This window comes from Paracoccus shanxieyensis (assembly GCF_009711265.1).
GTDB lineage: Bacteria > Pseudomonadota > Alphaproteobacteria > Rhodobacterales > Rhodobacteraceae > Paracoccus > Paracoccus shanxieyensis.
The window spans coordinates 108,307-128,596 of record NZ_WMII01000006.1 but is presented as its reverse complement, the minus strand read 5'-3'; the positions used below and the strand labels follow the sequence as shown (position 1 = coordinate 128,596).

Sequence of the window (20,290 nt, the reverse complement as noted above, 5' to 3'; positions counted from 1 at the left end):
CGGTGTTTTCCGACTCCTTATTATGACGGCCGCGTTTCGTCCATCAGCAATCCCCCGCCGACGGCATTTCGGCGGGGGATCGCCGCAGGCCGCGCGGGCCGGACCCGCGATCCGGGGCCGCGGGGGAACGGGCGGGCCGGACAGGCGTTTGCCCGCAGTACAAGCTGAACAGGGGAACCGCAATGGCACCATCCAGGGATACCGACATCGAAGGCCGTCTGATGGCCCATCGCAAGCTGCTGGTGCGGCTGATCGACATGCTGCCGCCTGCGCAGCGCGATGAACTGGCCGAGTGGCTGGCCAGCGCCAGCCAGATGCATGACGGTCAGGAAGATCCCGGCGCGGTCGAGGATCCGGCAGCCGCGCTGCAACTGGCCGAGGCGGATGAAATCAGGCTGCTGTCGGACCGGCTGCATCTGCGGCTTGGCCAGTCGCAGCCCGGCTGAGCGAGTTGACATTCGCCGCCTCGACAAGCTGGAAAGACGCGGCCAGCAGATCGTCCATCGCCATGCCCACATCAGGGCCAAGGGCGGCACGCAGCTGATCCGAAACCTCCTGCGGCGCGGCGCCCAGATCCTGCAAGGCGGCGCGCAGGGACTGGATCATGTCATTCGGTATCTCGGCCATTTGCGGCTCTCCTGATCTGCTCGCCCGCATAACGCGGGCCTGCCGGATCGGGTTGCCACGACGGCCGCGCTTTTCGCGCGGGGCCGAGGTCAGTCCACAGGCTCTGCCGCGCCCTTCTGGCGATAGGGCGTGCGGCCATAGGTCGCGCGATAGCATTTCGAGAAATGCGCCGCCGAGGCAAAGCCGCAGGCCAGCGCCACCTCCATGACGTTCATTTCGGTCTGAAGCAGCAGGTTGCGCGCGCGTTCCAGCCGCAACTCCATGTAATAGCGCTTGGGCGAGCGCCCCAGATAGCGGGCAAACAGCCGCTCGAGCTGGCGCGGCGACATATCGGCATCCAGCGCCAGCCGCGCCGGGCTGATCGGGTCTTCGATATTGGCCTCCATCCGGGCCACGACCTGCGCCAGCCGGGGGTGGCGCGCGCCGATGCGGGTGGGGATGGACAGGCGCTGGAAATCGTCCTCGGACCGGATCGAGGTATGGATCATCTGATCCGCCACCCGGTTGGCCAGATCCGCGCCGTGATCGCGGGCAATCTGGCGCAGCATCAGGTCGATGGCCGCCGTTCCCCCGGCCGCGGTCAGGCGGCTGCCATCTTCGACAAAGACCGTGCGGATCAGTTCGACATCGGGAAATTCCTCGGCAAAGCCATCCTGATTTTCCCAGTGGATCGTCGCGCGCCGCCCGTCCAGCAACCCGGCCTCGGCCAGCACCCAGGCGCCGGTGCACAGCGCGCCCATGCGCGGACCGCGCCGGGCCTCGCGCCGCAGCCATGCCAGCACGGGCCGCGTCGCCGCGCGCGCCACATCGACGCCGCCGCAGACCAGCACGGTGTCGCCGCGCTGGGTTTCGCCCAATCCGCCATCCAGCACCAGCCGCGTGCCGTTGGAACACACCGCCGTCTCGCCGTTTTCGCCGATCAGCCGCCACGCATAGATCTCGCGCCCGGCGATGCGGTTCGCCAGCCGCAACGGCTCGATCGCTGCCGCGAACGAGATCATGGTGAACCGGTCAAGCAGTAGGAAGATGTAACGGACGGGCCGTGTCATGTCGGTCTGGACGGGCTGAGAGGGGCTGGGTTCTGGCATCTGGCTGGGGCACGCGGTCACGTTGCGACTAGCATCGCCATGTCACCGATGCCGGTCAATCCGGCCCGTGAACGATCCATCTGCTTCTCTCCGGCAAGACATGCCCTGCGGGGCCATGCTTGGGGGCTTCAGGCCGCGTCCGCAATGCTGCGGGCGCTGATCTTCCATCCGGCTGTCGTGCGCGTTCAGGACCGGCGCTGCGCGCTTTGCAGATCGCCCAGTGCCAGCAGGGCGCCCTTTGCCATTTCCGGCGTGACGCCGCCCTGATGGCCATTGCGCACGATATCGGCCAGTCGCCAGTGGATCTGTTCGGTCGAGACTTCGACACCCGATTGCATCAGCTGCAAGGTAATCCGGCCGACCGTGAAGGCAATCATGTCCGGGTTCTTGGTATGCGGCATCTCCTTTTTCAACTCCTGTTGGGCCAATCCGCATCTCCTTGTCTCGCAGCTAGGCGGTTTTAAGGGTGTGATCGCTTTTCCGATTGTTGGAAAACCGACAATTGCCTAGACTAAAGTGGCGCTCGATAGATTATTTTCTCATGAAAAACCAGATTAATGCAGAATCGGCCCGACGACTACTTCAGTCGCAGGGCTGGCTGACGCAGCGACCTCAGCAATTCCAGATTGATATTTTGCAATATGCGCAACTTTTGGCATATGACACAGGCAGTTACACCCACCATATCGGCGATGAGCCGGGCGGCGTCTTCGCGGTGGTGCAGGGCAGCTTCGGCGTTCTGGGTCCAAATCTGGCCAGTGGCGTGGTGATGGGGCATGTCCATCGCGCGGGCGCGTGGTTCGGGGAAGGCCCGCTGATCTTCGGCACGCGCCGGCTGCTGGAATTCCGCGCGCTGGAGCCGTCAACCGTGATGCATGTGCCCTTGGTGGCACTTGAACGGTTGCAGCATCGCGACCCGGATTTCCGCAACCAGATTATGACGCTGGTGGCCCACAGTTCGCTTTTGGTGTCGCGCGCGGTGTCGGATCTGCTGATCCGCCGGTCCGAGCAGCGGATCGCCGCTGTGCTGCTGCGGGTCAGCGGCGCGGATGGGTTGACCGGCCCCAGCGTGACGGGGCCGGTGCATCTGACGCAAAGCATCATTGCCGAACTGTCCAACTGCTCGCGCCACACCGCGAATGTGACGCTGAAAGCCTTTGAGCAGCGCGGCTGGCTTGAGATCGGCTATGCCACCCTGACCATCCACAGCCCCGACGGCCTTCGCAGCTTTCTGACCGAGGAAAACTAGGGCGGCGCGTCCCGGCTACAGGTTCTGCCCGCCCGAAACCTCGATGCGCTGGCCCGTCATCCAGCCGTTTTCGGGCGCAAGAATGGCGGCGACGGCTGCGCCGATATCGTCGGGCAGACCGGCGCGGCCCATCGCGGTCGAAGCGGCGATCATCCGGTTCACCTCGGGCAGATCGCGCACCCCGCCGCCGCCGAAATCGGTTTCGATGGCGCCGGGCGCGATAGTGTTGACGGCGATGCCGCGCGGGCCAAGCTCTTTCGCCAGATAGCGGCTCAGCACCTCGACCCCGCCCTTGACCGAGGCATAGGCTGCATAGCCCGGCAGGCTGAAGCGCGCTAGCCCGGTCGAGACATTCAGGATGCGCCCGCCATCCGCCAGCAGCGGCAGCAAGGTCTGGGTCAGGAAGAACACGCCCTTCAGATGCACGTCGACAAGGCCGTCGAAATCCGCCTCGGTCGTTTCGGCAAAGGGCTTGTGAATGCCATAGCCCGCATTGTTCAGCAGATAGTCGAAGCTGTCGCGGCCAAAGATATCCTTCAGCGCAGCGCGCAGGTCTTGGGCAAATTGCGCAAATCCGGCGATCTGCGCCGTGTCCAGCGGCAGCGCATGGGCGGTGCCGCCCTGCGCGCGGATCTGGGCCACGACTTCGGCAGCCGCATCGGCATTGCCGCGATAGGTCAGCACGACGCCATGGCCCGCCTTGGCCAGATGCAGGGCAGCGTTGCGCCCAAGGCCGCGGCTGCCTCCGGTGATGATGGCGATTTTCATGGTTTTCTCCTGTTCCTGATGACACCCAAGATAGGCGGCCATGTCTACGGCTGCCTGCCGCATCCTCCGCAGGATCTGCCCGATCCTCCGAACCGTCGGAAAATTGCAAGACGCGACGGACCGCGCGCGCTATCACATCTGTCATGGATCACATCGCCCCCGACCTGATCGCGCGCTGCGCGGCACTGGCCCTGCAGAACGGCCCCGACAGCCGCCCCGGACCCACGGGCGTCGAGGGGCTTTCGGTCGTGCGGGCGCAATCGCCGCAGGCCATGCTGCCGACGATCTATCAGCCGATGATCTGCCTTGTGCTGCAAGGCGCCAAGGAAATCCGGCATCGCAGCAGCGCCGTGGGCTTTGCGGCGGGGGAAACGGCCATCGTCTCGCATGAATTGGTGACATCGGCCCGGATCACGACGGCCAGCGGGGCGCTGCCTTATGTGGCGCTGGCCGCGACCATCGACCCCGAGATCCTGCGCAGCATTCAGGCCGAACTGCCGCCCGAGGCGCTGCAGGCCGCCCGCAGCGAAGCCGTGGCCTCTGGCGCGGCGGGGCGCGGGGTCGTCGATGTCATGACCCGCCTGCTGGATCTGGCCGGGCGCCCGCATGAGGCGCGGATCCTTCTGCCGCTGATCCGGCGGGAACTGCATCTGCGCGCGCTGATGTCGCCGCATGGCGGGATGCTGCGGGAACTGTCCGTGCCCGGCAGTCCGGCCAGCCGGATTGCGCGTGCGGTCGCGCATATCCGCGCGAACTGGAACACGCCGCTGCGCACGCAGGATCTGGCCGAACTGGCAGGGATGAGCCCGTCCAGCTTCCACGAACATTTCCGCGCGGTGACCGCGACCTCGCCCATTCAGTATCAGAAGGCGCTGCGGCTGCATGCCGCATATCAGCAACTGCCCGGCGATCATTCGGTGTCGGCCGTGGCCTTTGCCGTCGGATATGAAAGCCCCACGCAATTCGCCCGCGACTATCGCCGCGCTTATGGCGCGACTCCGCGCGACCGAATGGCTGCGAAAATATCCGGGTAAATTTTTACCTCAAATTCGCACAAGTCATCGGCTGAGTTCAGCGAAGTTTGCTTGTGCAAATACAGTCTTAAGTAGTATGGTATCGGTAGGCTCTCCGTTTTTCGTGTATGTTACGTCGTTCCGAGGCCGTATCTGGATCACGGAGGCCAAAATGCCCCATACCGGCCAGCAGGGCCGCACGCTTCATTCCCGCGCGGTGATCGCCGCGACCGAGTTTCTGACCGACAGTGGCCGCATCCCGCCGCTGCCCATCGTGGCCGAACATCTTGAGGTGACGCCCGAGGCACTTTTCGGCATCTTCAGTTCGGAACAGCATCTGCTGGAGGCGGTGGCCGAAAATGCGCTGATGCGGCTGCACGATCAATGCGTGCGCACCGTCGTCGCCGTCGAAGGCGAAGACCCGGTGGCGCAGTTTCATGCGCTGGCCGATGCCTATCTGGAATGGGCCTATCTGCACCCGCGCGAATTCCGCATCATCGGCCTGATGCCCGACGCGGAATTCCGCGAGAATGAACGCCTGATCCGCTATGAGAACTCGATTCACGAACTGATGCTGCGGCTTCTGACGCGGGCCAAGGCGATGGGACGACTGTCCCCGGACGAAAACCTGCCATTGCTGATCGCTGTGGCCCACGCCTATTCTTATGGCGTGGCCAGCAAGATGCTGCTTGGCGATATGTCCAGATGGGCACCGGGGATCAACGCGCTGGAGATCGCGCGCGCGGCGATGCACATCTTTACGCAGAAGGTTTTGCGGCCCTGAGGGCCCCTGGCAATGTTAATTGACGCCGGATCGGTTGACGCTGTGTCAATTCACCATTTGCGGGTGAATGTATAATTCATTCACCCGCAAGTTGAAAACCTCGATACCACTTAATCACAAAACACAGCACTGACTGACAACACCTGCGTTATGCACCCATCTGCCGCGCTGCGGTAGTTGACTATATGGTCAGCTTTGCGCGCTTTCCGCGATCCCTGTCCTGTCCAAAAAGACATGACATGACATCTTGGCGAAACCGTTCCGTTGTTTTAGAAGCACTTGTAGCCGGTCGCGTGTTGTTTGCGGCGGGCGAGATGGTCGAATTTATCCGGTTGCCTTGTTCGTCAGTTCATAACGACAATCTCGGATTATTTTCTCCATCGGCTTTTTCGGTGCCTCAATGTTTTGGGGCGTCTGTTACTTTTAGTTTGATGGGTCTTAACGATGTCCACATACTCCTTCTATGTTCTGCCGCCGGAAGCCTTTACTGTATCCGACGGATCCGACCTTCCCATTCGCGATGCCTTCACGGCGCAGGATGGTTCGGCCTGGAAAGACGCTCAGGGCAGCTTCACCTATTCGCGCGATGCGCTGATGCAGGTGAATGTCCATGACGCGGACGACCAGAACCAGACGCTGAACGATTACAGCAATGGCGAAAAAACCCAGACGCTGATCGACGCGGTTGGTCCCTTCCCCGCCGGCACCCCGATCGAGAATGAGTTCGAGATCTCGCTGAAGCTGAAAAACGGCGTTGATGACAAGGAATACCGCCTTGTCGCGCTCAGCTCGGACGGCAAGATCGTCGGCTATACCTTCGACGGCGAATGGCCCCCGACCGGCACCCGCCTTGAGCCGATCTGGAAAGGCACCGAGGACAGCGACAACAATACGCTGGAAAAATGCGGAATGCAGGCCCCCTGCTTCACCCGCGGCACGCTGATCGCGACGCCGAAAGGTCACGTCGCCATCGAAACGCTGGCCGAAGGCGATCTGGTGATGACCCGCGACCGTGGCGCGCAACCGATCCGCTGGATCGGCTCGGCGGAACTGGATGCGCAGGCGCTGCACGCCAATCCCAAGATGCAGCCGATCCGCATCCGCGCCGGTGCCTTGGGCCAGGGGCTGCCCACACAGGATCTGCTGGTCTCGCCCCAGCATCGCGTGCTGCTGCGCTCGCGCATTGCCGCCAAGATGTTCGGCGCCGATCAGGTTCTGGTCGCGGCCAAGCAGTTGCTGCAGATCGACGGCATCGACATCGCGGTCGACGAAACGCAGGTCGAATATTTCCACATGCTGTTCGACCGGCACGAGATCGTCATCTCGAACGGCGCCGAGACGGAATCGCTGTATCCCGGCCCCGAGGCGCTGAAATCCGTCGGCCCCGAGGCGCTTGAGGAAATCTATGCGATTTTCCCCGAACTCGCCGTGCTGGAATATGCCCATGAAGGCGCGCGCCTGCTGCTGTCGGGCCGCCAGTCGCGCAAGCTGGTCGTGCGTCACGCCCAGCACGCGCGTCCGCTGGTTGCAGCCGCCTGAACCTTGCAGACAGCGCCGGTCCTGTGCCGGCGCTGTTTCGCCTGTTTGCCGATCTTCGCATTGATATAAATTAAGTTTCGTCGGAAAATTCCTGGCAAAGTCCAAAATGTGAACATTCCGGCCTTGTGTTTTTACCCCGGTCTGTTCAGCGTCTTAGGGCGGTTCTTCTTGCCGCGACTAACGGCAGAATCGTGTTGAACCTGACATCCCAGACATTGCGTCACGCGCTGAGCAGCGGCACCCGCGACCTTCATGACGCGCTGGACAGCGGGATGGGGAATTTCGATCATCCGCAGGATTATCGCCGCTATCTGCGCGGAACCTATGCCTTTCGTCAGGCGGTCGAACCCATGCTGTCGCAAGGCAAGTGGCAGGTGCAGCCCTTGCTGACCGAACTGGCTGCCGATCTGCACGATCTGGACGAACCGCTGCCCCAAGCCGTGCCACGCCCGGCGCTGGACGGCCCGGCTGCGCTGGTGGCTGCGGCCTATGTGCTGGAGGGTTCGGCACTGGGCGCGCGGCTGATCCAGCGCCGCGCGGCAGCCCTGGGGTTCGACGCCACGCATGGCGCGCGCCACCTTGCCCGGCAGACCGGCGATGCCGGACGCTGGCCGCGCTTTCTGCAATGGCTGGAGGAAAGCCGCGATCTGGCGGCACCTGCGGTGACATCCGCCCGGGCCGTGTTCCGCACCGCCCTTGACGCCTATGGCCAGCAGGAGGTCAGGGCATGACACGCATTGCCGTATCGGACGCCTCGCTGGCCGGGCAGCCCATCGACCTGACCAATTGCGACCGCGAGCCGATCCATATTCCCGGCAGCATCCAGCCGCATGGTTGCCTGCTGGCCTGCGATGCCGCCGCCCGCACCGTCCAGCGCCATTCCGCGAATGCCGCCAGCATGCTGGGCCTGAGCGGCGATCTGATTGGCCAGCCGCTGGTCGACCTGATCGGGCCGGAAAACCTGCACACCTTGGGCAATGCGCTGGCCGTCGCCGGGCATGAGCCGCGCCCGGCGCTGATCTTCGGGCTGCAGATCAATGGCCGCAGTTTCGACGTGACCGGGCACCGCTATGAAGGTCACGCCATTCTGGAATTCGAGCCCGCCGCCCAGAACCTTGGCGCTGTGATGAGCATGGCCCGCACCGTCGTCGGACGGCTGCGCGGCATGGACAGCGCCGAGGCGCTGATCCAGCACGCGGCGCATCTGATTCAGGCGCAACTGGGTTATGACCGCGTGATGATCTATGAGCTTGGCGCCGACGGCGCGGGCAAGGTCGTCAGCGAGGCCAAGCAGCAGGAACACGAAAGCTTCCGCGGCCAGTATTTCCCGGCCAGCGACATTCCCCAGCAGGCCCGCGCGCTGTATCTGCGCAATCCGATCCGCGTCATCAGCGATGCCTCGTATCAGCCCGTGCCGGTTCTGCCGGTGCGCGACAGCATGGGCGCGCCGCTGGATCTGTCCTATGCGCATCTGCGCAGCGTGTCGCCGGTGCATTGCGAATATCTGCGCAATATGGGCGTGTCGGCCTCGATGTCGGTGTCGATCATCATCAACGGCCAGCTTTGGGGGCTGATCGCCTGCCATCACTATGCGCCCAAGGTGCTGACCATGGCCGACCGCGCCGCAGCCGAAATGGTGGGCGAGTTCTTCTCGATGCATCTGGACGCGCTGACCCGCCGTCATGCCCGCAAGGCCGAGGAACTGGCCCGCCGCGCGCTGGACGATCTGATGGTCGATGCCAGCCGCAACGAAGACGTGCGCAACGCGCTGGAAAACCGCCTGCCCGATCTGGCCAAGCTGATCGACGCCGAAGGCATCGCGCTGTGGTTCGACGGCACATGGAGCACGGTGGGCCACGCCCCCAGCCAGACCGCCGCCGAGCCGTTGCTGCGGCTGGCCGAAACCTCGCCCGATGGCCAGATCTTCCACACCGATCAATTGTCGGCGGTCCTGCCCGATGCGGCCGATCTGACCCGCAGCGTGGCGGGCGCGTTGATCATCCCGCTGTCACGCAGACCGCGCGATTTCCTGTTCTATTTCCGGCGCGAGGCCGAGCAGACGCTGGACTGGGCGGGCGATCCCAACAAGACCTATGAGACCGGCCCGCTGGGCGACCGGCTGACGCCGCGCAAAAGCTTCGCGATCTGGAAGGAAACCGTGCGAGAGAAATCGCATCCGTGGTCCGAAGCCGATTGCCGCTTTGCCGAGGCGCTGCGGATCTCGGTGGTCGAGGTGCTGCTGTTCAACTCGGAATTGCTGGCCGATGAACGCAGCCGCGCCGCCGTGCGCCAGCGGGTGCTGAATCAGGAACTGAATCACCGCGTCAAGAACATCCTTGCGGTGATCCGCAGTCTGGTCAGTCAGAAACAGCAGCCGGGCGACACGCTGGAAAGCTATACCGAGGCGCTGCGCGGCCGCATTCAGGCGCTGGCCCATGCCCATGATCAGGTGATCCGCGACGAAAACGGCGGGTTGCTGCGCGATCTGCTGCGCGCCGAGCTTGGCCCCTATTCCGCCAAGCGCGAGGGGATCCACCTGACCGGCCCCAATGTGGCGCTGGATTCGCGGGCCTTTTCCGTGATGGCGCTGGTGCTGCATGAAATGGCCACGAATGCCGCCAAATACGGCGCGCTGTCGCAGCGCGGCGGCGCGCTGTCGGTCAGCTGGACGATCCTGCCATGCGGCGACTGCCAGATCCGCTGGCAGGAAACCGGCGTGCCGGGCGTCCGCGCGCCTGAAACCACGGGCTTCGGCTCGGACCTGATCCGCCGCTCCTTGCCCTTCGATCTGGGCGGCGAAAGCGAGCTGAGCTTTGCCTCGGACGGGCTGCTGGCGCAGTTCCGCCTGCCCGCCCGCTTCGCCCGCGCCCTGTCCGATACCGGCGCCCCCGAGGAAACCGCGCTGCCTGCGGCCCTGTCCGGCCCGTCCGGCATGCTGGAGGGCCGCCGCGTTCTTCTGGTCGAGGATCAGGTGCTGATCGCCATGTCGCTGGAAGCCGAGTTGACCGATCACGGCATGGTGGTTCTGGGCGTCGCGCCCAGTGTGAAAAAGGCGCTGGCGATGATCGAACAGGATGCGCCGGATCTGGCGGTGCTGGACCTGAACCTGCGGCACGAAACCTCGGTCCCGATCGCCGAGGCGCTGATGGCGCGCGGCATCCCCTTCGTCTTTGCCACCGGCTATGGCCGCGACATCGACCTGCCCGACAGTTTCGATGCCGTGCCGGTGGTGCAGAAACCCTATCAGGTGCAGGACATCCTGAAAGCCTTCCGCGCGCTTTAAGGCTTGGGCTTCAAGGCTTGGGACTGGGATAATCTCTGCCCCAGATGCGCCCGGCATCGCGGCCAAGCAGCCGCGTTTCGGCGGCGCTCAGCATTTGCAGCGCATGGGCGGTATCGGCGGGGCGGTCACGCATGGCCCGCCGCCACAGCCGCAGGGCGGAATGCGCGCTCCATGGCAGGGCCGCGCCCGCCAGCCAGCGGCGCAGGTCCAGGGGCAGTCGGTCATAGGCGGCCATGGGGCTGGTGCTGCCCCGCCGCCGCAGGGAACTGCGCAGATTGCCCGGCGCGCTCATGCGGCAGTCCGGTGCCATTCGGGGAACGGGTCGGACGGCCCCTGCCAGTCCCAAGGCGTGAAGTCATCGCCGCCAATCAGTGCTGCGTCCAGCGCCGCGATGATCGCCGACGGATCCATCCCCGCGCCGATAAAGACCAGTTCCTGCCGCCGGTCGCCCCGTGGCTCGGCCCAATAGCGTTCGATATGCTGCATGGCCTCGGACTGCGCCGGCCAGCGTTCGGGCGGGACGCTGGCCCACCACTCCCCCAACGGCCAGATGGTCGAGATCGCGCCCGCAAGGCTGAACGCGGCCGCCCAATCCGGTCGCGTCGTCAGCCAAAACTGGCTCTTGGCGCGGATGACGCCCCGCAGATCCCCGCTCAGCACCGATTGGATGCGCGCCGGATGAAACGGTCGGCGCGCGCGATAGACGAAGGATGCAAGGCCGTATGCCTTGGTCTTGCAGGTAGGGTCGGCCAAATCGCCGAGCGCCTTGGCCCATTGCGGCTGCCTCTGGGCCCGGTCGATATCGGACAGCACCGTGACAGGCAGACGAGGGTCGGGTGGCATGGCGATCTGTTCCATTGTAATATTATCACATAACATACCGCGACAGCCGCCGGCTCTGCAAGCCCGCCGCGGTGCCAGTTATCTTAATGCGATGTGGAACGCGGCGCGGGGTCTGCGCGCTAAGCCTCAGATGACAAAAGGGACAGACGTTTGCCGAATACCGACCTAAGGCTTTACACGACCGCCGCCGGGGCCAATGCCATCGGCAGCGCCAGGCTTTTGACCACCGACCCGCAGATCACCCAGCAGCGCAGGCGCTATGTCTTTCGTGGGGGGCTGTTTCTGGCCGTGCCTGAGGGTCAGGATGACGGCCCCGGACCCTATGCCTTCACCGTCGACATCAACCGCCAAAGCTGGACCATCGAGCATGCGGGGGCGGTCATCGGCCTCGCCATCGACACGGGCCAGATTTCGGCGGGCGACCGGTTCAGCCCGGTCAGCGAAATCGGCCTGCGGCTTTCCTCCGGCAGCCCGGCTGCGCTGTTCGATCTGGCCCGCAGGCTGGGCCAGATCGCGCCCCTGCGGCTCGGCGTGCAGACCAAGGCCGAATGCGGCGCGGCGCTGCTGGCCAGCCTGCCGGGGCATTTCAAATCCGATCCCGTGGCCCTTGGTCGTGACATGAGCGCGGGGCAGGCGTTCCAGACCATCGTGCTGAACTGTCTGCGGCATTACCGCCTGAACGAAGACGTGCTGCTGACCAACCCCTCGGCCGAGGCGGTGCATCAGGCACGCGTGGCGCTGCGCCGGGCGCGCTCGGCCTTCTCGGTGTTCAAGCCGATCCTTGGCGCGGATGATGCGCCGGGCCTGCGGGACGGGCTGCGCGATCTGGCCGCCGGGCTGGGTGAGGCGCGCGAAATCGACGTGATGCTGGACGCCGCCAGCGATGCGGCGCTGCGCGACAAGCTGACGGCGGCGCGACAATCGGCCTATGCGCGGATGGCCGAGCTGCTGGCATCGCCGCAGGTCCGGCTGCTGATGCTGGATCTGACCGAATGGCTGCATGACGGGCCATGGTGCCGCGATCTGGGCACGGCACCGCTGCGCAACCAGCCCGCCGCCGACTTTGCCGGGCAGGCGCTGCGCCGTTTCACGCGCAAGGTCCGCAAGGATGGCCGCGACCTGCTGCACATCCCCGATGCGCAGCGGCACGACTTGCGCAAGGATGCCAAGAAGCTGCGCTACGGCGTCGAATTCTTTGCCGGGCTTTACGGCCACAAAAAGCGCAAGAAGCGGTTTCTGTCGGCGCTTGAGGCGATGCAGGACATTCTGGGCGACCTGAACGATCATGCCACCGCGCCCGAGGTTCTGGCCCGGCTTGGCCTGCAAGATGAACATGGCGGCACGGCGCTTGCCACGGCCCCCGCCAAAGCCGACCAGCTTTCCAGGGCCGCCGCGGCATATGACAAGCTGATCGCTGCCAAACCGTTCTGGAAAGTCGCGGGCTGATCCGGCCCGTCGCGCGGCGGGGTCTTGACGACGCCCGCGACTGCATGAACAACCATGCTCCGAGCCCATCCCCGTCCTGCGGTCCCCCGCCCCCCGAAAGGAGACCTAGATGAAATTCCGCTTTCCCATTGTCATCATCGACGAGGATTTCCGCTCCGAGAATTCCTCGGGTCTGGGTATCCGCGCCTTGGCAGACGCCATCGAAACCGAAGGTTTCGAGGTGCTGGGCGCCACCAGCTATGGCGATCTGTCGCAATTCGCCCAGCAGCAGTCGCGCGCCAGCGCCTTCGTTCTGTCCATCGACGACGAGGAATTCACCCCCGGCCCGGATCTGGATCCCGTCATCAGCGACCTGCGCAACTTCATCGAGGAAGTGCGCTGGAAAAACGCCGATGTGCCGATCTATATCTATGGCGAAACCAAGACCTCGCGCCATCTGCCCAATGACATCCTGCGCGAATTGCACGGCTTCATCCACGCCTTCGAGGACACGCCGGAATTCGTCGCCCGCCACATCATCCGTGAGGCCAAGACCTATCTGGAAGGCATCCAGCCGCCCTTCTTCAAGGCGCTTCTGGATTACGCCGAGGACGGATCCTATTCGTGGCACTGCCCCGGCCATTCCGGCGGGGTGGCCTTCCTGAAATCGCCCATCGGCCAGATGTATCACCAGTTCTATGGCGAAAACATGCTGCGCGCCGATGTCTGCAATGCGGTCGAGGAACTGGGCCAGCTCTTGGACCACAACGGCGCCATCGGGGCCTCGGAACGCAATGCGGCGCGGATCTTCAACGCCGATCACTGCTTCTTCGTGACGAACGGCACCTCGACCAGCAACAAGATGGTCTGGCACCACACCGTCGCGCCCGGCGATGTGGTCGTGGTCGACCGCAACTGCCACAAGTCGATCCTGCATTCGATCATCATGACCGGCGCGATCCCGGTCTTTCTGAAACCCACGCGCAATCATTACGGCATCATCGGCCCGATCCCCTATTCCGAATTCGAGATCGAGACGATCAAGGCCAAGATCCGCGCCAACCCGCTGCTGGCCGGCGTCGATGCCGAGACCGTCAAGCCGCGCATCATGACGCTGACGCAATCGACCTATGACGGCGTTCTGTACAATACCGAAGTCATCAAGGGCCTGCTGGACGGCTATGTCGAAAACCTGCATTTCGACGAAGCGTGGCTGCCCCATGCGGCGTTTCATCCCTTCTATGGCACCTATCACGCCATGGGGCGCAAGCGGGGCCGCACCGAACATTCGGTGACCTATGCCACGCAATCGGTCCACAAGCTGCTGGCCGGGATCTCTCAGGCCAGTCACGTGCTGGTGCAGGACAGCGCCAATACCAAGCTGGACCGGCATCTGTTCAACGAATCCTATCTGATGCACACCTCGACCAGCCCGCAATATTCGATCATCGCCAGCTGCGACGTGGCCGCCGCGATGATGGAGCCGCCGGGCGGCACGGCCTTGGTCGAGGAATCCATCGCCGAGGCCCTGGATTTCCGCCGCGCCATGCGCAAGGTCGATGCCGAATTCGGCGATGACGACTGGTGGTTCCGCGTCTGGGGCCCGGATGAGCTGGAAGAGGAAGGCATCGGCCGCACCAAGGACTGGGTGCTGCGCCGCACCGACAGCGAAGGCGTGCAGCGCGACGGCGAAGACAGCTGGCACGGCTTTGGCGACATGGCGCCGGGCTTCAACATGCTGGACCCGATCAAGGCCACCATCATCACCCCGGGCCTGAACCTTGATGGCCGGTTCGAGGATTGGGGCATTCCGGCCAGCATCGTGTCGAAATATCTGGCCGAACATGGCGTGGTGATCGAAAAGACCGGGCTTTACAGCTTCTTTGTGATGTTCACCATCGGCATCACCAAGGGGCGCTGGAATACGCTGCTGGCCTCGTTGCAGCAGTTCAAGGACGATTACGCCCGCAACCAGCCGCTATGGCGCGTGATGCCGGAATTCTGCCAGAAGCAGCCGCGCTATGAACAGATGGGCCTGCGCGACCTGTGCCAGCACGTCCATTCGCTGTATTCCAAATATGACATCGCGATCCTCTCGACCGAGATGTATCTCAGCGACCATACCCCGGCGATGACGCCCAGCGATGCCTTTGCCCATATCGCGCGCCGCACCACGCAGCGCGTGCCGATCGACGAGCTTGAGGGCCGCATCACGACCAGCCTTGTGACGCCCTATCCTCCGGGCATTCCGCTGCTGATCCCGGGCGAGGTCTTCAACCGCAAGATCGTCGAATATCTAAAGTTCAACCGCGAGTTTGAACGCGAATGCCCCGGGTTTGAAACCGATATTCACGGGCTGGTGCAGGAAACCGGCCCGGATGGGATCAAGCGCTATTTCGCGGATTGCGTCGCCGAATAGCACGGATCGCGCCCCGCTTTTTCGGAAAAGGCCGCCACCGGGGCGGCCTTTTTCATGTCGGCATTCATGGCCGCCGCCGTTATTGCGGCATCGCCCCGCAAAAGCCGCCGGTGGCGGCCACACCCGATCCCAGCGCCAGCATCGGCGGGGCGTGATAGGGATTGGGCGGCGTGCGGGCCAGATCGAACACCAGCACCGCAGCCACGAACAAAAGCGCGAGCGGCGCGGTCAGACGGCGGGTCATGCGCGTGCCTCCATCCCCAGCAGGGGCCGCAGCCGCACCCCCAGAACCGAGCCCAGAAAGCCCGCGCCGAACCAGACCCAGCCATGCAGGCTGCCGGTCGAGATGCCGGAAAAGAACGCGCCGACATTGCAGCCAAAGGCCAGCCGCGACGAAAAGCCCATCAGCAGACCGGCAACGGCGGCGGCGATCCATGCCCGCAGCGGCAGTTTCGGCAGGGGCTGGTTCAGCCCGCCGCTGCGCCATGCCGCGACCAGAAACGCGCCGCCGATGATGCCGATATTCGTCAACGAGGTCACATCCGTCAGCACGCTGTCGCCCAGCCGCGCGGCATTGCCCGGTGCCGTCCAGAAGGCCGATCCGGACAGATCCGCCCCCAGCGCCACCGCGCCCTTGGCGGCCCAAAGCCCCAGCCCATAGACCACGCCCCAGGGCTGTCCCGCCACGACCAGATTGCCGATGGCCAAGGCCGCCAGCAGCACCGCCGCGACGATCAGCCGCCCCGGCACGCGGCGCGTGCCCGGCGCGGCCAGCGCCAGCAGCAGGACGGCGACCGCCGCCAGCCCGCCCAGCGTGACCAGCAGCCCGGATGTGCCTTGCAGCGTCAGGATCGGCAGCGCGCCCAGATCGGTCCACCAGACCAGCCCATATGCGCCCAGAAAGCTGCCCACCGCGAAAAACGGCAGCGCCAGCAGCCCGACCGGATTGCCGCTGCCGGCATTGACCAGCGTGCCGGACCCGCAGCCCAGCACCACCTGCATCGCCATGCCAAAGACGAAAGCGCCCGCGACCATCGCCCAGCCGATGGGGGCGGCGGCGCCGAAAATCTCGCCCGGATGGCTGGCCAGCAGCGGGAAGGCCACGACCGAGACCAGCGCGATGGCCAGAAGCTGCGCCAGCAGCCCGCCCGGATCGCGCCGCAGGATCATCGCGCGCCACGGCCCGGCAAAGCCGAAGCGCAACCCCTCAAGCGTAATGCCGATGCCAAGTCCCACGGCCAGCAACAGCCCGAACCGCGCCCCGGCAAACAGCGCCACCGCAAAGATCGCGGCCAGTCCCGCCAGCGCCAGCGCGGCGCGGGACGCAGCCCGGCCCGGTTCAGGGATCGCCACCGCCTCGGCCATCAGTTGCCGCCCCGGATCTGGTTCATCAGGTTCTGCATCAGGCCGGGCGTGTGATCCATCGCGCCGCCGGTCTGCGACCAGCCCACCATCGAATCCGGGTAAAGCTTCACATCCGGCAGACCGGCCAGTTCGGACAGCGCAAACCATTCGGTCGCGGCCCAATGCCCGGTATTGCAGAAGGCCACGACTTCCTCTTGCGGCTGGATGCCCAGCTTGGCTGCGACCTCGGCGGCCTCGGACCGGCCCATCACCCGCGTCGGATCGTCAAACCAGACCGCATGTGACACGCTTTCGGCCCCCGGCAGCGTGCCGGGCCGGGAGGCGGCGGGATGCGATTGCTGGCCATTGAAAAACGCCTCGGGGCGGGCGTCGATCAGCCGCGCCTTCTGTGCGCCGCTGACCACTGCGGACACGTCATCGGTGGTGGCCAGCCAGCGGTCGGAAAACCGGATGCTGACCTCCGAAGGCACCGGCGCATTGGCCTTGGTCTCCAGCGGCAGGCCATCCGCCGCCCAAGCCCCCATGCCGCCATTCAGGATCGCCAGATGGCTGACGCCCGAGGATTTCAGCGTCCAATAGACCCGCGCCGCCGATCCGAAATCGCTGTTGTCTTCGCCCTGATGGACGATGACCACCGGGCGATCCAGCGTCACGCCGATCTCGCGCAGGGTGGCCTGCAGCTGGTCTTCGGGCACGACCGCGCCGGGATTGTCAGCCGGGCCGCGAAACCGGGCATAGGGGGCGGAAATCGCGCCCGCGATATGGCCCTGCGCATAAGCCTCGCCCCGCGTGTCCAGCACCAGCGGCGCATCCGGCCCGGCAATCATGGTCTGCAGTTCGGCGGGCTCGATCAAGGGCCCGAACTCGGCGGTCTGGGCATGGGCCGCGCCCACAAGGCAAAGCGCGGCAAGGGTAGAGAATGCAAATCTGCGCATGTCCCGGCTCCTGTTCATGGGTTTGCCCCCGATGTCAGGTCCATCGCGGGCTTTGGCAAGGGGATACCACATCGCCGCAGGGTTTGCGCCGCGAACAGCATTCGCGATGCGCGGCCGATGTGGTCTGCCCCGATACATGCACCACGCATGACGGTGGGATCAGGTTCCATCCCAAGCCGCCAAGCCGCAGCCGCCGTCCTTTTTCACCCGCGCCGCCGCAGCCCCAGCAATTGGTACAGCAGCAGCGCCGCGATGGTCGATGTGCCGATGCCGCCAAGGGCGAAGCCGCCGATGTCCACGGTGAAATCGCCCGCGCCAAAGACCAGCGCCACGCCCACCGGAAACAGGTTGCGCGGGTCCGAGAAATCGACGCGGTGGTCGATCCAGATCCGCGCCATCGCCGCCGCGATCAGCCCGAAGACGCAGACCGCCAGCCCCGCCAGCACCGGCGCGGGGATGGTCTGAAGCAGCGCGCCGAATTTCGGTGACAGGCCCAGCAGGATGGCGATGACGGCGGCAACCGGAAAGATCAGCGTGGAATAGACCTTGGTCATCGCCATGACGCCGATGTTTTCGGCATAGGTGGTGACACCCGTGCCGCCGCCCGCCCCCGCGATCATCGTGGCCAGCCCGTCGCCCAGAAAGCCGCGCCCGATATAGCGGTCCATGTCCTGCCCGGTGATCGCGCCAAGCGCCTTGATATGGCCAAGGTTCTCGGCCACCAGCACGATGGCCACCGGGGCGATCAGGGCGATGGCCGCCGGATCGAAGACCGGCGCGGTAAAGCGCGGCAGCCCGAACCACGGCGCCGCGGCGACCGCGGCAAAGTCGATCCCCGGTGCCAGCCCCATCAGATTGCCCAGCACCAGCACCAGCGCATAGCCGAACAGCAAGGCCATCAGCACCGCCACGCGCCGGATGCCGCGCGGGCCATAGGCCGACACCATCGCCATAGAGACCACGACCGCCAGCGCAATCGTCAGATGCACCGCCGTGCCCTGCAATTGCGACACCGCGACCGGCGCAAGGTTCAGCCCGATCGAGACGCCGATGGCCCCGGTCACGGCGGGCGGCATCAACCGCTCGACCCAGCCCGAGCCGATGGCCATCACCAGCAGCCCGATCAGCGCATAGATCAGCCCGGCGACAATGATGCCGCCAAGCGCCACGCCGATATTGGGGTTGGCCCCGCCCCCGGCAAAGCCGGTCGCAGCCATGATGACGGCGATGAAGGCGAATGAGGATCCCAGATAGCTGGGCACGCGCCCGCCCGTGACCACGAAGAACAGAAGCGTGCCGATCCCGGAAAAGAAGATCGCCACATTCGGGTCGAACCCCATGATCAGCGGCGCCAGAATGGTCGAACCCGACATCGCCAGCAAATGCTGCAGGCTCATGGGCAGGGTGGCTGCTGCGGGCAGACGCTCATCGGGCAGCACGGTTTCAGCCGTGGCAAGACGCCAGCGCGGGAAATAGGCCATGGCAATTCCTTGGATCGGTCGGGCATGTCCGGTCATGCGCCAGATCAGGCGGAAACGCCAGAACCCATCCCGGGATCACGGCTCTTTCAGGGTCTCTTTCTGGGTGATCAGCCGGGCCGAGTTCTGCCCCGACAGGAACACCCACAGCCAGCTCAGCGCGACAAAGATGCGCGAGCGCGCGCCGATCAGGAAATAGATATGCGCGATGCCCCAGACCCACCAAGCCAGCCAGCCGCGCATCTTGAAGCGGCCATACTCGATCACCGCCGAATTGCGCCCGATGGTCGCCAGATTGCCCATGTGGCGATACTGGAACGGCGCGGGCGCGGGCTTGCCCGTCAGCCGCGCAAGGATCACCTGCGCGGTATAACTGCCCTGCTGCTTGGCGGCAGGTGCCACCCCCGGCACGGGCTTGCCGTCTGACACGACATGCGCCGTGTCGCCCAGAACGAAGATCGCGGGATCGTCCGGCACGGTCAGATCGGGCGCAACCATGACCCGGCCGGCGCGGTCGGCTTCCGCCCCCAGCCAGTCCTTCGCGCGCGATGCCTGAACGCCCGCCGCCCAGATCGTGGTCTGGGCCGGGATGAACTGGCCGTTCACGGTGATGCCATCGCCGCTGCAATCGGTGACGGGATGGCCGGTCATGACCTCGACCCCGTCGCGACCCAGCGCCTTGGCGGCATATTGCGACAGATCCTCGCTGAAGGCGGGCAGGATGCGCGGTCCGGCCTCGACCAGCAGGATGCGGGCCTTGCGGGTGTCCATGCGGCGGAATTCGCGCGGCAGGATGCGATGCGCCAGTTCGGCGATGATGCCCACCATCTCGACCCCGGTGGGACCGGCACCGATGACGGCAAAGGTCAGCAGCGCCTGCCGCTCGGCCTCGTTTTCGGTCAGTTCGGCGCGCTCGAAGGCCAGCAGCATCCGGCGGCGGATCGTGGTGGCGTCCTCGAGCGTCTTCAGGCCGGGCGCGTCCGGCTCCCACGCGTCCTTGCCGAAATAGGCGTGGCGCGCGCCGGTGGCGATGACCAGCGTGTCGAACCCCACCCGCTCGCCCGAACGCAGCACCACTTCGCGCGTGGTGCGGTCTACGTCCTCGACCGTGCCCAGAAGCGTGGTCACGTCCTTGCGGTCGCGCAGCAGCGCCCGGATGGGCCATGCGATGTCGGAAGTGGCCAGAAGCGTGGTCGCGACCTGATACAGCAGCGGCTGGAACAGATGGTGGTTGCGCTGGTCGATCAGCGTGATCTGGCACCCCGATCCCTTCAGGCCCAGAACGGTCTGAAGACCGGCAAACCCCGCTCCGATGACGACAACCCGGTGCTGCATCGCAAATAACCTTTCGCGTTCTGCCCTCCCGAGCCGTGGGTCTGGCAGCAGGCGGGATGTATGGCAAGCCCGCACGAACATGGATGCTGCGACGTTTCGCCGCAAGTCAGGGCTCAGAACGACACTTGCCAGCGCCTGC

The 20,290-nt window shown here is 65.1% G+C and carries 20 protein-coding genes; 9 read left to right on the top strand and 11 right to left on the bottom strand.

All coding sequences use genetic code 11. From position 1 onward, the window contains the following. Window positions 1-182 precede the first annotated feature (182 nt). Window positions 183-446 carry a hypothetical protein gene (locus GL284_RS08105; RefSeq protein ID WP_155044097.1) on the top strand — a complete coding sequence of 88 codons (264 nt, stop codon included), beginning with the start codon at window positions 183-185 and terminating at the stop codon, window positions 444-446. On the opposite strand, the gene GL284_RS08100 is transcribed toward GL284_RS08105, so the two are convergent. From GL284_RS08100 to GL284_RS08090, 3 genes are all read right to left on the bottom strand, one after another. Continuing rightward, the gene (locus GL284_RS08100; RefSeq protein WP_155044096.1) at window positions 391-627 is read right to left on the bottom strand and encodes a hypothetical protein; all 237 of its coding nucleotides are present in this window, start codon (window positions 625-627) and stop codon (window positions 391-393) included. The genes GL284_RS08105 and GL284_RS08100 overlap by 56 nt on opposite strands. Window positions 628-716: 89 nt before the next feature. Further along, window positions 717-1,676, bottom strand: a complete 960-nt coding sequence (locus tag GL284_RS08095; protein WP_230382976.1) for a GlxA family transcriptional regulator — start codon at window positions 1,674-1,676, stop codon at window positions 717-719. A gap of 224 nt (window positions 1,677-1,900) precedes the next feature. Beyond that, window positions 1,901-2,143 (bottom strand): hypothetical protein, encoded by a 243-nt coding sequence (locus GL284_RS08090; RefSeq protein ID WP_155044094.1) that lies wholly within the window; start codon window positions 2,141-2,143, stop codon window positions 1,901-1,903. 224 nt (window positions 2,144-2,367) lie between these two features. Here GL284_RS08090 and GL284_RS08085 point away from each other — a divergent pair, with 224 nt between their 5' ends. Further along, the gene (locus tag GL284_RS08085) at window positions 2,368-2,964 is read left to right on the top strand and encodes a Crp/Fnr family transcriptional regulator (RefSeq protein WP_196216742.1); all 597 of its coding nucleotides are present in this window, start codon (window positions 2,368-2,370) and stop codon (window positions 2,962-2,964) included. Window positions 2,965-2,979: 15 nt separating this feature from the next. Here the strand turns inward: GL284_RS08085 and GL284_RS08080 are convergent, their stop codons facing one another. Then, complete coding sequence (locus GL284_RS08080; protein ID WP_155044092.1) at window positions 2,980-3,732, bottom strand: SDR family NAD(P)-dependent oxidoreductase; 753 nt, start codon at window positions 3,730-3,732, stop codon at window positions 2,980-2,982. Window positions 3,733-3,875: 143 nt separating this feature from the next. Here GL284_RS08080 and GL284_RS08075 point away from each other — a divergent pair, with 143 nt between their 5' ends. The 5 genes from GL284_RS08075 to GL284_RS08055 all read left to right on the top strand — a co-directional run bounded on the left by GL284_RS08075 (window position 3,876) and on the right by GL284_RS08055 (window position 10,351). Next, entirely contained in the window at window positions 3,876-4,766 is an 891-nt protein-coding gene (locus GL284_RS08075; RefSeq protein ID WP_155044091.1) for an AraC family transcriptional regulator, read from the top strand. 151 nt (window positions 4,767-4,917) lie between these two features. Next, window positions 4,918-5,529 (top strand): TetR/AcrR family transcriptional regulator, encoded by a 612-nt coding sequence (locus tag GL284_RS08070; RefSeq protein ID WP_155044090.1) that lies wholly within the window; start codon window positions 4,918-4,920, stop codon window positions 5,527-5,529. Window positions 5,530-5,973: 444 nt separating this feature from the next. Continuing rightward, window positions 5,974-7,068: a Hint domain-containing protein gene (locus GL284_RS08065; protein ID WP_155044089.1), complete on the top strand. Its 1,095-nt coding sequence runs from the start codon at window positions 5,974-5,976 to the stop codon at window positions 7,066-7,068. Window positions 7,069-7,262: 194 nt separating this feature from the next. Beyond that, window positions 7,263-7,799: a biliverdin-producing heme oxygenase gene (locus GL284_RS08060; RefSeq protein WP_155044088.1), complete on the top strand. Its 537-nt coding sequence runs from the start codon at window positions 7,263-7,265 to the stop codon at window positions 7,797-7,799. After that, the gene (locus tag GL284_RS08055; protein WP_230382974.1) at window positions 7,796-10,351 is read left to right on the top strand and encodes an HWE histidine kinase domain-containing protein; all 2,556 of its coding nucleotides are present in this window, start codon (window positions 7,796-7,798) and stop codon (window positions 10,349-10,351) included. The genes GL284_RS08060 and GL284_RS08055 overlap by 4 nt, the downstream gene beginning before the upstream one ends. A 10-nt stretch (window positions 10,352-10,361) precedes the next feature. Here the strand turns inward: GL284_RS08055 and GL284_RS08050 are convergent, their stop codons facing one another. Together GL284_RS08050 and GL284_RS08045 are read right to left on the bottom strand one after the other, a co-directional pair. Further along, entirely contained in the window at window positions 10,362-10,643 is a 282-nt protein-coding gene (locus tag GL284_RS08050; RefSeq protein ID WP_230382973.1) for a DUF6525 family protein, read from the bottom strand. Beyond that, window positions 10,640-11,209 (bottom strand): GTP-binding protein, encoded by a 570-nt coding sequence (locus GL284_RS08045; protein ID WP_230382972.1) that lies wholly within the window; start codon window positions 11,207-11,209, stop codon window positions 10,640-10,642. Before GL284_RS08045 ends, GL284_RS08050 begins: the two co-directional genes overlap by 4 nt. A gap of 135 nt (window positions 11,210-11,344) precedes the next feature. Here GL284_RS08045 and GL284_RS08040 point away from each other — a divergent pair, with 135 nt between their 5' ends. Together GL284_RS08040 and GL284_RS08035 are read left to right on the top strand one after the other, a co-directional pair. Next, a complete protein-coding gene (locus tag GL284_RS08040) occupies window positions 11,345-12,640 on the top strand; it encodes a CYTH and CHAD domain-containing protein (RefSeq protein WP_155044086.1) in 1,296 nt (431 codons plus the stop codon). Window positions 12,641-12,749: 109 nt separating this feature from the next. Further along, window positions 12,750-15,038 (top strand): arginine/lysine/ornithine decarboxylase, encoded by a 2,289-nt coding sequence (locus GL284_RS08035; protein ID WP_155044085.1) that lies wholly within the window; start codon window positions 12,750-12,752, stop codon window positions 15,036-15,038. 79 nt (window positions 15,039-15,117) lie between these two features. On the opposite strand, the gene GL284_RS21295 is transcribed toward GL284_RS08035, so the two are convergent. The 5 genes from GL284_RS21295 to GL284_RS08015 all read right to left on the bottom strand — a co-directional run bounded on the left by GL284_RS21295 (window position 15,118) and on the right by GL284_RS08015 (window position 20,151). Next, on the bottom strand, window positions 15,118-15,282 hold the full coding sequence (locus GL284_RS21295) for a hypothetical protein (RefSeq protein ID WP_196216741.1): 165 nt from the start codon (window positions 15,280-15,282) through the stop codon (window positions 15,118-15,120). Continuing rightward, window positions 15,279-16,403, bottom strand: a complete 1,125-nt coding sequence (locus tag GL284_RS08030) for a YeeE/YedE thiosulfate transporter family protein (protein ID WP_155044084.1) — start codon at window positions 16,401-16,403, stop codon at window positions 15,279-15,281. The genes GL284_RS21295 and GL284_RS08030 overlap by 4 nt, the downstream gene beginning before the upstream one ends. After that, entirely contained in the window at window positions 16,403-17,338 is a 936-nt protein-coding gene (locus tag GL284_RS08025) for a sulfurtransferase (protein ID WP_155044083.1), read from the bottom strand. The genes GL284_RS08030 and GL284_RS08025 overlap by 1 nt, the downstream gene beginning before the upstream one ends. Before the next feature lie 203 nt (window positions 17,339-17,541). Further along, a complete protein-coding gene (locus tag GL284_RS08020; RefSeq protein ID WP_155044082.1) occupies window positions 17,542-18,819 on the bottom strand; it encodes a solute carrier family 23 protein in 1,278 nt (425 codons plus the stop codon). Between the two features lie 75 nt (window positions 18,820-18,894). Beyond that, window positions 18,895-20,151, bottom strand: coding sequence for an NAD(P)/FAD-dependent oxidoreductase (locus tag GL284_RS08015; RefSeq protein ID WP_155044081.1), 1,257 nt, complete (start codon window positions 20,149-20,151; stop codon window positions 18,895-18,897). Between the last annotated feature and the right edge of the window lie 139 nt (window positions 20,152-20,290).